This is a genomic window from Mycobacterium shunyiense (genome assembly GCF_058270075.1).
In genome coordinates this window covers 97,882-110,520 of sequence record NZ_JBZDPU010000001.1, presented here as the reverse complement: position 1 = coordinate 110,520, position 12,639 = coordinate 97,882, and the positions used below count along the sequence as shown (strand labels likewise).

The 12,639-nt window shown below is 67.5% G+C and carries 15 protein-coding genes; 7 read left to right on the top strand and 8 right to left on the bottom strand.

The features are described from left to right. Window positions 1-24 precede the first annotated feature (24 nt). Window positions 25-504 (bottom strand): SRPBCC family protein, encoded by a 480-nt coding sequence (locus AC4ELH_RS00555; RefSeq protein ID WP_448446743.1) that lies wholly within the window; start codon window positions 502-504, stop codon window positions 25-27. A gap of 33 nt (window positions 505-537) precedes the next feature. Then, window positions 538-1,245, bottom strand: coding sequence for a DUF427 domain-containing protein (locus AC4ELH_RS00550; protein WP_448446741.1), 708 nt, complete (start codon window positions 1,243-1,245; stop codon window positions 538-540). 226 nt (window positions 1,246-1,471) lie between these two features. Between AC4ELH_RS00550 and AC4ELH_RS00545 the strand changes: the two genes are divergently transcribed. After that, on the top strand, window positions 1,472-2,056 hold the full coding sequence (locus AC4ELH_RS00545; RefSeq protein WP_448446739.1) for a hypothetical protein: 585 nt from the start codon (window positions 1,472-1,474) through the stop codon (window positions 2,054-2,056). Next, window positions 2,056-2,922: an acyl-CoA thioesterase gene (locus AC4ELH_RS00540; RefSeq protein ID WP_448446737.1), complete on the top strand. Its 867-nt coding sequence runs from the start codon at window positions 2,056-2,058 to the stop codon at window positions 2,920-2,922. The genes AC4ELH_RS00545 and AC4ELH_RS00540 overlap by 1 nt, the downstream gene beginning before the upstream one ends. Before the next feature lie 22 nt (window positions 2,923-2,944). On the opposite strand, the gene AC4ELH_RS00535 is transcribed toward AC4ELH_RS00540, so the two are convergent. Together AC4ELH_RS00535 and AC4ELH_RS00530 are read right to left on the bottom strand one after the other, a co-directional pair. After that, window positions 2,945-3,199 (bottom strand): DUF2631 domain-containing protein, encoded by a 255-nt coding sequence (locus tag AC4ELH_RS00535; RefSeq protein ID WP_088304089.1) that lies wholly within the window; start codon window positions 3,197-3,199, stop codon window positions 2,945-2,947. Between the two features lie 87 nt (window positions 3,200-3,286). Continuing rightward, window positions 3,287-4,621, bottom strand: a complete 1,335-nt coding sequence (locus tag AC4ELH_RS00530; protein ID WP_448446735.1) for a cryptochrome/photolyase family protein — start codon at window positions 4,619-4,621, stop codon at window positions 3,287-3,289. 47 nt (window positions 4,622-4,668) lie between these two features. Between AC4ELH_RS00530 and AC4ELH_RS00525 the strand changes: the two genes are divergently transcribed. Together AC4ELH_RS00525 and AC4ELH_RS00520 are read left to right on the top strand one after the other, a co-directional pair. Beyond that, entirely contained in the window at window positions 4,669-5,538 is an 870-nt protein-coding gene (locus AC4ELH_RS00525) for a TIGR03619 family F420-dependent LLM class oxidoreductase (RefSeq protein ID WP_448446733.1), read from the top strand. A 60-nt stretch (window positions 5,539-5,598) separates the two neighbouring features. Continuing rightward, window positions 5,599-7,089 (top strand): hypothetical protein, encoded by a 1,491-nt coding sequence (locus AC4ELH_RS00520; RefSeq protein ID WP_498882965.1) that lies wholly within the window; start codon window positions 5,599-5,601, stop codon window positions 7,087-7,089. A 3-nt stretch (window positions 7,090-7,092) separates the two neighbouring features. Here AC4ELH_RS00520 and AC4ELH_RS00515 read toward each other — a convergent pair whose 3' ends face one another. Further along, entirely contained in the window at window positions 7,093-8,175 is a 1,083-nt protein-coding gene (locus tag AC4ELH_RS00515; protein ID WP_498882964.1) for a hypothetical protein, read from the bottom strand. Window positions 8,176-8,281: 106 nt separating this feature from the next. On the opposite strand from AC4ELH_RS00515, the gene AC4ELH_RS00510 reads away from it, so the two are divergent. After that, the gene (locus AC4ELH_RS00510; RefSeq protein ID WP_498882963.1) at window positions 8,282-8,755 is read left to right on the top strand and encodes a histidine kinase; all 474 of its coding nucleotides are present in this window, start codon (window positions 8,282-8,284) and stop codon (window positions 8,753-8,755) included. Between the two features lie 20 nt (window positions 8,756-8,775). Next, window positions 8,776-9,594: a DUF4097 family beta strand repeat-containing protein gene (locus AC4ELH_RS00505; RefSeq protein ID WP_448446727.1), complete on the top strand. Its 819-nt coding sequence runs from the start codon at window positions 8,776-8,778 to the stop codon at window positions 9,592-9,594. A 19-nt stretch (window positions 9,595-9,613) separates the two neighbouring features. Here AC4ELH_RS00505 and AC4ELH_RS00500 read toward each other — a convergent pair whose 3' ends face one another. Both AC4ELH_RS00500 and AC4ELH_RS00495 read right to left on the bottom strand, forming a co-directional pair. Next, on the bottom strand, window positions 9,614-10,066 hold the full coding sequence (locus tag AC4ELH_RS00500; RefSeq protein ID WP_448446725.1) for a nitroreductase family deazaflavin-dependent oxidoreductase: 453 nt from the start codon (window positions 10,064-10,066) through the stop codon (window positions 9,614-9,616). Between the two features lie 12 nt (window positions 10,067-10,078). Then, window positions 10,079-10,921 carry an NmrA family NAD(P)-binding protein gene (locus tag AC4ELH_RS00495; RefSeq protein WP_498882962.1) on the bottom strand — a complete coding sequence of 281 codons (843 nt, stop codon included), beginning with the start codon at window positions 10,919-10,921 and terminating at the stop codon, window positions 10,079-10,081. A 93-nt stretch (window positions 10,922-11,014) separates the two neighbouring features. On the opposite strand from AC4ELH_RS00495, the gene sigI reads away from it, so the two are divergent. Next, complete coding sequence (gene sigI / locus AC4ELH_RS00490) at window positions 11,015-11,869, top strand: RNA polymerase sigma factor SigI (protein WP_064886911.1); 855 nt, start codon at window positions 11,015-11,017, stop codon at window positions 11,867-11,869. Here sigI and AC4ELH_RS00485 read toward each other — a convergent pair. Next, the gene (locus AC4ELH_RS00485) at window positions 11,860-12,615 is read right to left on the bottom strand and encodes a GNAT family N-acetyltransferase (protein ID WP_448446721.1); all 756 of its coding nucleotides are present in this window, start codon (window positions 12,613-12,615) and stop codon (window positions 11,860-11,862) included. The two genes, sigI and AC4ELH_RS00485, sit on opposite strands and share 10 nt — an antisense overlap. Window positions 12,616-12,639: the final 24 nt, after the last annotated feature.

Below are 12,639 nucleotides of genomic sequence, written 5' to 3'. Positions count from 1 at the left end.
TGATTCGCGGCTCAGCCGCGGCAGCTAGCTTGACTCGCCGCTCAACTCCCGGGCCACAGCGGCGTGATAGGCGTCGATGTTGGCCGGGTTGACCACGCGGAACAGTGCATCCGGCAACGGGGCATCTTTGTAGGCCTCGATGGTCATCGTGCGACTGAACAGCGTGATGTCGTTGCCCGGGCGGGTGAACTGGTACTGCACGGTGATGCGGCCTTCTCTGCCGCCGTTGCCGTCGGCATCGTGGCCGAGCCGGCCTACCGAGTTGAACACCCACATCCGCGGTCGCATGGCGATCGCCAGGTGCCAGGTGTAGATCTGCGTGCCGTCGGGTCCGGCCTCGGTCCAGGTGTCGCCGACATCCAGCGGCAGCCGCTCGGGTAGTCCGCCGATGTGCGCACTCCCAGGGTAGGTCTTCACCCAGTTCGCCGGATTGGTGACGAAGTCATAGATCTCCTCCGCCGATTGTGTGAACGCGGTTTCGGAACTGGTCGTCACGATGCCCAAAGTTGTTCGCCTTCCTCGGTGTTCCCGGTGTGATCAGAGCTCGCAGCCGCAGGTTGCCGACGCCCCCGAGGAGGGAAGCTCGGCGAGTACGTCCACCCGCGTCGTGTCGAAGCTGAGGAATCCCTGGATGGGCAGGGACTCCGGAGGGGTCTCGGGGTAACTCCACGCCACGTCGGCGATGACGGTGTCACCCACGACCGCCGACCAGTAGGCGGCGATGCCCTTGTAGTTGCAGTACGACGTGGTCGAACTGGGCTGCAGGAGATCGGTGCGGACCAGGGTGGGGTCCACATACAGTCGCGGTTCCAGTGCCGTCTCGAAGACGATCACTGTGTCGTCGGTGTCGACGAGAACGGACCCGGCGGCCGTCACCCGAAGGCCTCGGCGGGACGGCCGGCAGTCGATCCGGTGGTAGGGGTTCGGCGGGTAGTGCACCAGCTTGCGTCCCTCTTCGAACCACGCGTCGACGGCATCCCAGGGCACCGTCACGTATCCCGGTGCCTCGGCCACCGGCGCATGCGGAAGGCCGCCGACCTCGTCGCTCGGAAACGCATAGCTGAGCGGGTGGCCGGCGCGGTGCACCATCAGGGCATGTTCGGTGTCGAGCACGGCGACATCGCCGCGCAGGGCTTGAATACGGCGCGGGTGCGGTTCGACGTAGACCGTGCCGCCCGCGAGCGGTGGCGTGAACCAACCGGCCGGTTGTGTACTCAACGGACCCCGCCCTGCGACGAGACTCATTGCGGGACCTCCATTTTGGCAGACTGATGGATATGGGCGCGGCCATCGAACGCAGCGGTGTCCGTTCGGGGGGTCGATCGCTGCGTCCAGATAGAAGCTTTACAGATTCTCTTGAGAATGTCACGCTGTTGGGTGAGGCGGGCCACACCGCAACACCCCCGTCGAGAGTGCCGGCCGATCAGCCCTTTGGACCCGGATTGGATGCCCTATGTCCCTACAGTCAGGAATGTCCGCACAGTTGTCCGAAGCGCGCGGCGGCAATGTGCACGGCACGGTTGCCCGCACTGGCCCGCTGTCCGGGCCGCGGGCGCAGCCCGACAAGACCCTGCAGTACGAACTCAACGTGGTGGCCGCCGACGTCACCGCCGTGGTGTCGGCTATCGGCGGATGGTTGTTCGACCGGGCGATGGCGGGCTGGCGTGTCAGCGTCGCCGCCGACGCCTGTGCAGACGAGCGTGCACTCCGGATCCTCGGGGTGAAAGCCGTTGATCTGACCGGCCTGTGGTCGACCGAGGCAGATGCGGTGACGATGACGGCGATCGGGACCGATCGGTTCGAATCCGGTGACCACGTACGCGCCGTGCGCCGATCCGGTACCGGCGTGGTCTTTTTCGGGGCACATGGCCCTGACGGTCTGAGCGGGGCCGTGGACCATGTGCAGTACCAGCCGAGCGCGGCAGCGCTGGCGTTCAAGGCTCACGCGTTGGTGATCGCCGGGGCGAATCCGGGTTCGACCGGGCAGGTCGAGACACTGTTCCGGTACGGACGATCTGCGGGCCTGCTCGAGGCCGATCTGGTGCCGGTGTGTTGATGTCCCGACAGGCGTCTGTCGCCGGTCTGCTCGAGGTGTTCGATGTGACGCAGGCCGGACCGGACCGGTTCGTCGGCGTCACCGGACCGGCAGGCACCGACGGCAGGCAGGTGGCCAAGGGCACGCAAGCGTTGGGCCAGGCCATCGTCGCGGTGGCAAAGCGGTGCCCCGACAAGGCAATTCGTTCGGCGCATGCGGTCTTTACCAGGCCGATCGAGATCGACTCCACCGTTGAGCTGGCGGTGAACGTGGTGCACGAGGGCCGTTCGACGGCGACGGCTGTGGTGGCCGTCGCCCAGGATTCACGGTTGTGCGCGACCGTCACGGTCCTCGCCGATGTGCCCACGGGCGACGTCGTCAGTCACCATGCGTTGCGGCCCGACGTCGAGACGCCCGAGGATGCCCACCCTGCCGGGCGGGCCATGGCCGGTCATGAGTTGCGCCTGGTCGATGTGGTCGACGTGAACAGTCCCGAGGAGGTCGGGCCGCCCGAACTCTATGCCTGGCTGCGCTACGACCCGATCCCCGAACGGGACGATCTCGCCAAGGCGCTGCTGGCGTATTTCACCGGGCAGCTCGGAATCTCCACCACCATGCGGCCGCATCGGGGGATCGGCACGGCGCAGGCGCACTCGACGCTGTCGACCGCCCTGATGTCGACAGCGGTCAGCTTCCACGAGCCGGTGGAGTGGGACGGCTGGTTGCTCTACAGCCACGAGAGCACCGCGGCCGGACAGGGGATGTCATATGTCCGCGGTCAGGTGCACACCGAGGATGGCGAGCTGCTGGCGTCGTTCGCCCAGGAGGGGCTGATTCGCCCGATGCGACCGGTGGATACCTCGATCGATGTTCCGGCCCGGTTGTAGGGCCGGCGGGCACGGTGTGCGGCTAGCGGATCCAGCCGCGGCGACGCAGCCAGATGTTGCGGATCACGGCCAGGAAGATGATCGCGGCAAACGAGATGAGGAACCAGTTCTCGACCCAGCCGATGTGGTTGCCGCGCATCATGACCAGCAGGAAGATCGCGGACAGGATGCCGCCGAGGTGGATCACCTTGATGTTCAGATCCGACCAGCCCCACGCTGCGGACGGCACTTCCTCGACGTCGACGCCGTTGTTGCGCTCCACTTCGGTGCTGGCCACGGTTGCTCCTCCGGATCGAACTGGCTTCAGGCTTGGCTTCCGCACATTCTGACATACGACACTGCGTCGTACGCCGGCCCTGGGGGTTCAACCGAGACGCCGGTACCTCCGCAGGGCCTCCTGTCGCTCCTCGGCGTGGTCGACGAGCGGTTCCGGATAGGACCGCGGTCGGCCGGCGCCGAGTTTGTGCACATCGGCGACATCGGCCAACTCCGGTATCCAGCGTCGGATGTAGTCGCCGTCGGGGTCGAACTTCGCGCCCTGCAGGTTCGGATTGAAAACGCGGAAGTACGGTGCGGCGTCGGTGCCGCAACCGGCCGCCCACTGCCACCCGTGCTGGTTGTTGGCCAGATCGCCGTCGATCAACTGGTCCAGAAACCAGCGCGCACCCCATTGCCATGGCAGGTGCAGGTCCTTGACGAGAAACGAGGCCACGATCATGCGCACCCGGTTGTGCATGAAGCCGGTCGAGGCGAGCTGGCGCATCCCGGCATCGACGATCGGGAAGCCCGTCCGGCCGTCCTTCCACGCCTCGAATGCCTGCTGGGCCGCCTCGCCGTCGTCCACTTCGATCGCGTCGAAGTCGCGGTTCCAGTTTCGCCACGCGCTGTCGGGCCAGTGGTGCAGCACGGCGGCATAGAAATCGCGGAAGGCCAGCTCGCGCAGGTAGGTCTCATCGTTCGAGTCGAGGTCAACGGCCATGGAGCGTGGGTGGATGGCGCCGAACTTGAGGTGCGCCGACATCCGGCTGGTGGCATCGAGGCCCGGGCGGTCGCGCCGGGCCGGATAGTCGGCCAATTCCTCCGCCACGAATTCCCGCCACTGCGACCGCGCCGCGTCCTCGCCTGCTTCGAAAATCAGTTGTCCTGTGACAGAAGGAATTTCGACGCGTGCGGAGATGTCGTCAGGGATATCGGCCGGGTCGATCCAGTGCGCGCAATCGGGCCCGGAATCCGCAGGCATGCGCCAGCCGTGCCGACGCCAGGCGCGGAAGAACGGCGTGAAGACCTGATATGGCGCGCCATCAGATTTGGTGATCCTGCCGGGCGACACCAGATAGCCCGATCCTGTTGCACACAGGTCGGTTTCGCCGAGGGCCGCCCGGACCGCCTCGTCGCGACGCCGGCCGAACGGCGCGTGGTCCTGCGAGGTGTGCACCGAGGCGGCGCCGATGGCCCGGGCGAGCGCCGGAATCCGCTGTTCTGGTCGGCCACGAGTCACCAGAAGTCTTCCATCGAGGTTGTCGGTGAGGTTGCGCAAGGCCCGGTACAGATACTGCAGGCGACGTGCACCCGCGGATGCCTCCAGTCGCGGATCGAGCACGTAGCAGGCCAGTACCTCGCCGCCTTCTCGTGCGGCCTCCAGCAGGGCGGGATGGTCGTGGCACCGCAGGTCTCGCCGGAACCAGAGCAGTGTGGGCATGTGTCCATGCTGCCTATGAACACACCGGAATACACGGAAGGGCGCAGATGCAGTTTTGGAGCGGTACGGCATTCATGGACACCACCGACGCGCTGGCGGTGGCGCCGTTGCTCGACGAGGCCGGCTATCACGGCATGGTCTGCTCGGATCACATGATCTATCCGCGCGAGCTGTCATCGCCGTATCCGGACTCGTCGACGGGTAAGCCACCGTGGGCGCCGGAGACGGCCTGGCCGGACTCCTGGGTTCTGATCGGGGCAATGGCGGCGCTGACCCGCCGGTTGCGTTTCTCCAACGCCGTATACGTGGCGCCCGCGCGTCCGCTGCTCGAGGTCGCCAAGCAGGTGGCGACGGCCGCGGTGATCTCCGGTGGTCGGGTGGCGCTCGGGGTCGGGGTCGGCTGGATGCGTGAGGAGTTCGAGCTCATGGGCCAGGATTTCGACACTCGCGGCAAGCGGCTCGACGAGATGATTCCGGCGCTGCGCGAGATCTGGCGCGGCGGCTGGGTGTCGTACGACGGGCGCTACTACTCGGTTCCCGAGCTGATGATCGAACCGCATCCGCCCGCCCCCGTGCCGATCCTGTGCGGCGGTGAATCAGAGGCGGCGCTGCGGCGGGCGGCCCGATCGTGCGACGGCTGGATCGGCTACGCCTACACGCTGGAGCAGGCCACCCGCTACACCACCCGGTTGGCCGAACTGCGCCGTGACCACGGGCGGCAGGACGAGCCGTTCGACATCATCCTGGCGCTGCTGGATCCGCCGTCCGCGGATCTGTACAAGCGCGCCGAGGATCTCGGCATCACCGCGGTGATGTGTGCGCCCTGGCTCTCAATGCCCAACGGCGCCACCGGCGTCGACCGATTCCGGGGTCCCATCGAGCAGTTCGCGGAAACGGTCATCGCGAAGATCTGCTGACCGGGGCTACCCGGTCGGCGCCACTATGATCGCGCTAAACCGGTGTGGACAGGGAGGGTCATGAAGCGCACGCTGATGCGCGTCGGCCAAGCCGGCGCTGCCGGTGTCCTCATCGCCGTCGGGATCGGGCTCGGCGCTTATAACGCCTGGTGGGTGGCGGTGTTGGTCTCAATTCCGCTCATCGTCGCGGGTCTTGCGATTGCACCCCGGCTCTCGCGGGCATCCGACCTTGAGGTGTTCGGGGACCTGACGCATCCGCAAGCGGTGCCGGTCCGTGTCGACGCACTCGCCCGCAGCAGTCTCACCGACGACGATCTGCAGCCGACACTGGTGAGCGCGACGATCAGCCCACCGCACGACACCGTGTATCAGGCGCGGTGGATCGCGTCGATGTCACGTGGCAACTTTCGCTCCCTGACGGAAAATCCGCTCACGACGCTGCCGCCAGATCGACTGCCCGCGCGCGACGTTTCCCGTCCGCCGGGCTTCGGCGATCACCGCGGCGCGCGCGACGTGATCTATCCGGTGGTGACCGTGCTGGTGACGTTCGCCGTGCTGTTCGGGGTTGGCGAGGCCTGGCATATCTCGTTCGGTCGGCCGGCGTCGCCTGTGCCACGGGCCGATACCGAAACCAAGTCGAAGAGCATGAACTTCAACGCCCGTCGTGACGGCATGATCCGCGCGATCGCCGAACAGTTCGGTCCGGCGGCGTCCAACAATCTGCTCGATCTGCGTCTCACTGCCAGCGGGTCGGACTATGGCACGGTGCTCGACCCGACCAACGGTGACGCGACGATCGTCTACATCAACAACGGCGGCGACGCGTTCATCACGCCGTCACAGCGGGTGCTCCGCAAGGACAGCACTTTCACGGCTGCCGAGATCGCGTCGACCGATCTGGACGCGATCGCCGACAAGATGGCCCAACGTGCGAGCTCGGCGGGGCAGCGGGGTGACCTGGAGATCAAACGGTCGGCGCCCGGCGCTCCGGTGATGCTGACCGGCTCCTTCGGTGGCAAGACCGTCAACGGCCTCCCGGACGGCACAGTGGGCGAGATCTTCGATCCGGCGGATTTCGCGGTGTCGTTCGACAAGGCGCGAGAAGCGTTGGCACAGGCCGGGATTACAGCCTCCGACCGGGTGCTGACGAACTTCGAGATCCGCGGCACCCACCGGGCCACGCCGACCGCGCACGCGAGCCAACTCCAGAGCAGCGGCGGGGTGCTGCTGGATTTCGACACCGGTGACCGGTCCGGTCAGATCGTCATCGTGCCGGGCGAACTGCCCGAGGTCAGCGCTGAGTCGCACCACTCGCGGAGGCAGACGTTCGCTTTCGACGACATCAGCCGGGAAGCGTTCGAATCCGTTCGCGCACAAGCGATGCAACGTGGCGCCCTCGAACCCTACGAACGGGAGGCTGTCGAGATCTGGATGACCGACCGGGAGATCGACCAGCACCGGTTGGCGATCCGGATCGAGCTCGCGGGCGTGGATGCGGCGACTGGGACCTACTCGGTCACCGGTGAATTCCTTGCGCCCGGCGCCATTTGAGTGTCACTGCGGTTTGGCCGCCTCGATGGCCCGCCGCGTGACACCCTCCAGTTGCGCGAGTTGGACTTTGGGTGGATGCAGGGCGCCACGGTCGGCGAGTTTGGTGACGATTTCGCGGACCCGGCCGTAATAGGTGGCCTGTTCGGCGGGGGTGGTGCTTGACGTGGCGTGGTTGTAGAGCTTGAGTGCGGTATCCAGTTCAGCGCGATCGGTCGCATCCAGATAGGACGTGCCGACCTTCTTCCCGTGTGATTCGCACGCGATCCAGGCGCGGCGCAGGGCCACCACCGCCTGTTGGTAGGCATCGGCCAGTCCCCGGCTGCCCGGATAGTCCTCGGTGCGCAATGCCTGCGCCTCGTCGAGAGCGACATGGAACGTCTGCGTCGGTTCGACGGTGACGTCGGTGATCGCGGGGTAGCGCAACAACATCGCCGGGTCGAGTTCGTAGGCGCCGTAGGCGCCGAGGATGTCGCTGTGGCGCCGGGCGGCCTCCTCCCACAACCGCCGCGCCGCGTCGTCGGTCCCGGCGTCGGCGATCCGCGAACTCGAAACCGGCGCTTCGATACCGGATTCGGAATCGGGCAATCTCGATTCCAACCGGCGCAGGATCTCGACGGCCGCGGGGTCGGAGCCGACGACGGCCACTCGCCATTCCTCGCTGCCGGCGTCGGCGGTGAAGGCCAGCGTCAGGTACTGCTGCCCCCGCACGGTCAAGAGCCGACCGTCGGTCGTGGTGTCAGCAGCTGGTCCCGCTCGACTCACCGCGATCAGTGATGACAGCGGGTAGCTGACGATGCCGTGGAACTCATGGCCGAGAGAGACGGTGTCGTCATCGACCGTGATCAGCACCGCGCCCGGCTTCTCCAGCCGCCCGTAGGCCACAGCGGCCAGTCCGGCGGCGATGAACATGGCCACGACGGCGGCGGTGACAAGTCCGGACACCTCGGCGTAGCTGAGCGCGACCAGCGTGACCATCCCCGCCAACAGGGCGGCGCCCGATGCGACGGCCGACGCACGGTGCCGGCTGGTCAGGTACTCGGTCCGAGCAGTGACGGGGACCGTCCGGGCGTCCTCGGCAGAGTTCATCCGCCTGAGCATACGGTCGCGTCCAGGTGGCCCTTCGGTGCGCGCCGCAGCGGCATGCATCAACATGACGCTTGTGGTGATGTCAAAATGATGTCACCATGACGCCATGGATTTGCAGCCGTATGTCGACACCGTCCGGCACGAACTCGGCGTGGCCGCCGCGGCGGGAGGGCCAGAGGCCGAGGCATTGGCCCACCGACTGACCGCGCCACTGGAATCGGCGCTGCGCCTGGCTCTGCTGGAGGCGCTGTCCGAGGCTGCCGAGCAGATCACCCGCGAATTCGCCCCCGGATCCGTCCATGTCCGGCTCAACGGGCGTGACCCCGAGTTCACGGTCCAGCCCGCGGAGGCCGACGTTTCCGCACCTCCCGTCATGGACGTCCCCGACGACGGTGACGGCGGCACCTGGCGCGTGTCGCTACGAGTCCCGGAGAGCCTGCGGGCCGGGGTGGAGGCCGCCGCCCGGCGGGACGGTGTGTCCGTGAATGCCTGGCTCGTACGTTCGGCCGCGGCGGCCGTCGGTCGGACCGGGCGAGCGAGTCGCGGCACCGACAAGACCTTCAGCGGCTGGGTCCGCTGACCGATCGACAGGAGAAACCGATGCCCAAGTTCCACACCGCCGAACCCATCACGGCCGTCGTCGAAGTCGTTGCCGGCACGGTGCGCCTGGCAGCCACCGGCCGCGAGGACACCGTCGTCGACATCAAACCGCGAGATCCCGAACGCACCTCCGACGTGCGCGCGGCCGAACAGGCCCGGATCGATTTTCACGACGGCACTCTCGTGGTGACCGCAGGCAGGAAGGTCCTGTCGATGGGACGTGGGGGAGCGGTCCGCGTCGACATCGCCCTGCCGACCGGCTCCCGACTGAATCTGTCCTCCGCGTCGGCCGACATCGACGCCGAGGGTGGGTACTCGGACTGCCGTCTCGCCACGGCGAGCGGCCCGATGCGCGTGGCCAGTGTCGCGGGAAACCTCAAGGCGGACAGCGCCTCCGGTGATATCACCATCGGCGACCTGACGGGCAACGCGCGGATCGCCACCGCGTCCGGCGACGCGCAGATCGCTCGCGTGGATGGCGATGTGAAGTTCCAGGCGGCCAGCGGCAGCCTCGCCGTCGGAACTCTGCACGGTCACGTCAGGCATCAAACCGCCTCGGGTTCTGTCACCGTCGCCGTAGCCGTCAATGGTGCGCTGAGCGCGCAAACCGGCAGCGGCGAGGTCGAAGTCGGCATTCCGGAGGGCACCGCCGCGCGGCTCGAACTCAAGACCCACTCCGGCACCGTCGACAACGGGTTGCAGTCCTCGGACGGGCCGGCCGACGGTGACGAGACATTCAGGCTCCAGGCCCGCACCGGATCCGGAGACATCTCGATCCGCCGTGCCGTCGGTCCGGTGTCCGCGGGCCACTCCTCTTAGGCGGGTTGTCCGGGGCGCGTTAGGTCGGATCGAACCGAAACACCGTCAAACGTCCTGCCAGTGCCTCGAACTCGTCGGCTGTGCCCTCGACCACCAGGCCGCTGCGCTTGGCGAAGCCGACACCGACCGGAACCTTGACCGCGAACGCTCGCAGCACCGGACGTGACTGGTCCGGCGTGAGTTCGACAATCCTGACCGTCCGGGAGCGTCGGCCCCGGGTCAGGGTTCCAGTACGGGCGGCACGCGCATTGGCCGCCCAGTCCGAGCCGGGGTAGCCCGCTACCGTGTAGAGCTCGCCGTCGTGGTCGAACGGTGTCATCGGAGTGCGGCGGGGTTTACCCGTCTTGCGGCCCGGGACGGTCAGCACCATCGCCGGTCCGGTCGGGATCCCGAGGCTCTGCACCGCCATCATCACCTTGTTCATCGGCTTGAGCCAGCGCGGTGGGTGTGGCTCGGTCGCGTGTCCTGACATGTCTTGTCCTCCTCAGCTATTGGCGAAAAGCTCGCGGTGGTCGGCCACCCACTCGGCAAAAGTCGTGGCCGGCCGACCGAGAATCTTGTCCACCTCGTGGGTGACCAGCGCGGGCCTTTCGACCGTGTCGGCCAACAGGCCCATGTAGGCATCGGCGAATGCGGCCGGAAAGCCCAGATCGACGAACCGCTGCCGTACCACCTCGGTGGGCACCTCGTGATAGCGCAGCGGCCGGTCCAGCACGCGGCCGATCGTTGCCACCAGTTCGGTGTTGGTGAGTGCCTGTGGTCCGGTCAACGGGACGCGCTGTCCCACAAGGTCGTCGGTCATCAGAGCGACAGCGGCGACGGCGGATATGTCGGCATCGACGATCACCGCGGTGGACGCGGCGGCGTACGGTCCGCTCACCACCTCGCCGGCCCGGATCTGAGCCGACCACATGCCGGCGAAATTGGACGCGAACACCGTGGGGCGCAGGCTGACCCACTCCAGGCCGGAGGCCACGACCAGCTGCTCGACTTCACGGTTGCGATCCCCGCGGACCCGGGACGGTTGCCGGGTGTCGTCGTCATCGGCGTTGATTGCAGACAACGCGACCAGGCGTTGCGCCCCGGCGGTACGGGCCAATTCGACTGTCGCGGCGAGATCCGGGCCCAGTGCCCGGGAATTGAGGAAGACCGCCGAGGCGCCGACCATGCCTTCGGCGGCCGATCGCACCGCCTCGACACCGGACGGGAACCCGGCGGCGTCAGGATTGCGGGTGACGGCGCGCACACGGGCGCCGGCACGGACGAGTTCGGTGACAAGCGGGCGGCCGACGTTGCCGGTTGCGCCCGTGACGAGAATTGTGTTCATGCGATCAAGGACGGGGCGGCCGTCCAGAAAGTTACAGCGGCCACGAATCAAGGCCACGAGTAACTTTTCGGGCCGCGGATTCGTCGTAGACACATGAACGGATCTGCCGGTCTCGAGGCGGCGTGGCGTGACCACCACCCCTATCTGGTCAACCTCGCCTACCGCATGCTGGGCGACATCGGTGACGCCGAGGACGTCGCGCAGGAAGCGTTTCTGCGGCTGGCCGGCGCCGACCAGGAGCATCTCGATGATGTCCGCGCCTGGTTGACAGTGGTGGCGGGCCGGCTGTCCCTGGACCTCCTGCGATCGGCCCGGGCGCGGCTCGAACGCCCCGACGGCTCGGCGGCACTGGCCACGACCGCGGCTGTCGGCTCCGACCCGGCAGACCGCGTCACTCTCGACGACCAGGTCGGCTCGGCGCTGCTGGCGGTGCTGACCCGGCTCAGTCCCGGCGAGCGCGTCGCATTCGTACTGCACGACATCTTCCGGGTCCCGTTCGACGACATCGCCGACACGGTGGGCCGCCCGGTCGGAACGTGCCGACAGCTGGCGCGTCGGGCCCGGACGAAGGTGACCGGCGCCGCGCCGACGCTGGATCAGGTCAGCGCCGACGAGCACCGACAGGTCACCGATGCGTTCATCACCGCGTGTGCCAACGGCGACGTGGCGGCGCTGGCCTCGGTGCTCGACCCGAGCGTCTGGGGTGTCGGCACGGTGCTCACCGACCCCGCCCTGCGTCAGGTCAACCACGGCCGCCATGACGTCGCGACAAACCTGCTCCGCTACCTCGGGCCGGGGGCGACGGTGGTGTGCGCGGCCGAACCGGTGCTGCTGGCCTACGACCGGCACCGGCTGTTCGCGGTCGTGGTGCTGACCATCCGCGACGGGCTGGTGCTCAAGATCGAGGCCACGGCCGACCCGTCGGCTCGGCAGGCGAGTCAGCCCTGAGTCGGTTCGATCCCGACCGGACCGTCCTCGGCTATGACCTCCCACTCGCCGAACGGCTGCAAACCCAGCGACTTGGCGAGCGCCACGGACGCGTAGTTGTCGAGCTGACAGCGGTACTGCGGTTCGTAGCCCTGCTCGTAGACATAGCGGCTCAGAGCGCGAACCACGGTGCGCGCGTGACCGTTTCCGCGGAAGGGCGACAGGGTCAGTACACCGAGGTCGGCGAGCGGCGCGTCGTCCCACGGATACGCGCTGGCCGCACACACCAGCCGAGGTTGCTCGAACGCCCCGAACACCGCCCAGTGGTCGAGCTCCACGTACGCGCCGGCCAGGTCAGCTGCCGAGGCGCCCGACTCGAATTCCGCGAAAATCGCACTGTCGAGGTCGGTCAACCGGCGCACGTCCGGGCAGTCATCGGTCAACGACTCGCGTGTCCCCGATCCGAAGTAGAACACGTAGTCCGCGCCGTTCAGGGTGATGCCGGCGGCCGTGAGGGCCCGGCGGAACTCCGCTTCCGACAGGTTGGCCCGCCCACCCAGTCGCGCCCGGTCGGCAAGATCGGGGGTCAGGGCTGCGCTGACCCGGCCGTCGGCGGTCTTGAGCACCATGACGGGGGAGTCGACGTCGAGGTCCGGCCTGGTCACGACGGTGAAGTCCGTGTCGCGGTACAACACGTCACCGGCGAAGCAGGTTTGCCAGTACGCGGCGACGGCCGGTGCGAACAGCGGGCTTGAGAAGGCGGACATGCTCATTTTCTGGAGAGGTTCGAC

Coding starts and splice junctions, on each gene's coding strand:
- AC4ELH_RS00550 (WP_448446741.1), bottom strand. CDS start 1,245: ATGAGTCTCGTCGCAGGGCGGGGTCCGTTGAGTACACAACCGGCCGGT.
- AC4ELH_RS00545 (WP_448446739.1), top strand. CDS start 1,472: ATGTCCGCACAGTTGTCCGAAGCGCGCGGCGGCAATGTGCACGGCACG.
- AC4ELH_RS00540 (WP_448446737.1), top strand. CDS start 2,056: ATGTCCCGACAGGCGTCTGTCGCCGGTCTGCTCGAGGTGTTCGATGTG.
- AC4ELH_RS00530 (WP_448446735.1), bottom strand. CDS start 4,621: ATGCCCACACTGCTCTGGTTCCGGCGAGACCTGCGGTGCCACGACCAT.
- AC4ELH_RS00525 (WP_448446733.1), top strand. CDS start 4,669: ATGCAGTTTTGGAGCGGTACGGCATTCATGGACACCACCGACGCGCTG.
- AC4ELH_RS00520 (WP_498882965.1), top strand. CDS start 5,599: ATGAAGCGCACGCTGATGCGCGTCGGCCAAGCCGGCGCTGCCGGTGTC.
- AC4ELH_RS00515 (WP_498882964.1), bottom strand. CDS start 8,175: ATGAACTCTGCCGAGGACGCCCGGACGGTCCCCGTCACTGCTCGGACC.
- AC4ELH_RS00510 (WP_498882963.1), top strand. CDS start 8,282: ATGGATTTGCAGCCGTATGTCGACACCGTCCGGCACGAACTCGGCGTG.
- AC4ELH_RS00505 (WP_448446727.1), top strand. CDS start 8,776: ATGCCCAAGTTCCACACCGCCGAACCCATCACGGCCGTCGTCGAAGTC.
- AC4ELH_RS00500 (WP_448446725.1), bottom strand. CDS start 10,066: ATGTCAGGACACGCGACCGAGCCACACCCACCGCGCTGGCTCAAGCCG.
- AC4ELH_RS00495 (WP_498882962.1), bottom strand. CDS start 10,921: ATGAACACAATTCTCGTCACGGGCGCAACCGGCAACGTCGGCCGCCCG.
- sigI (WP_064886911.1), top strand. CDS start 11,015: ATGAACGGATCTGCCGGTCTCGAGGCGGCGTGGCGTGACCACCACCCC.
- AC4ELH_RS00485 (WP_448446721.1), bottom strand. CDS start 12,615: ATGTCCGCCTTCTCAAGCCCGCTGTTCGCACCGGCCGTCGCCGCGTAC.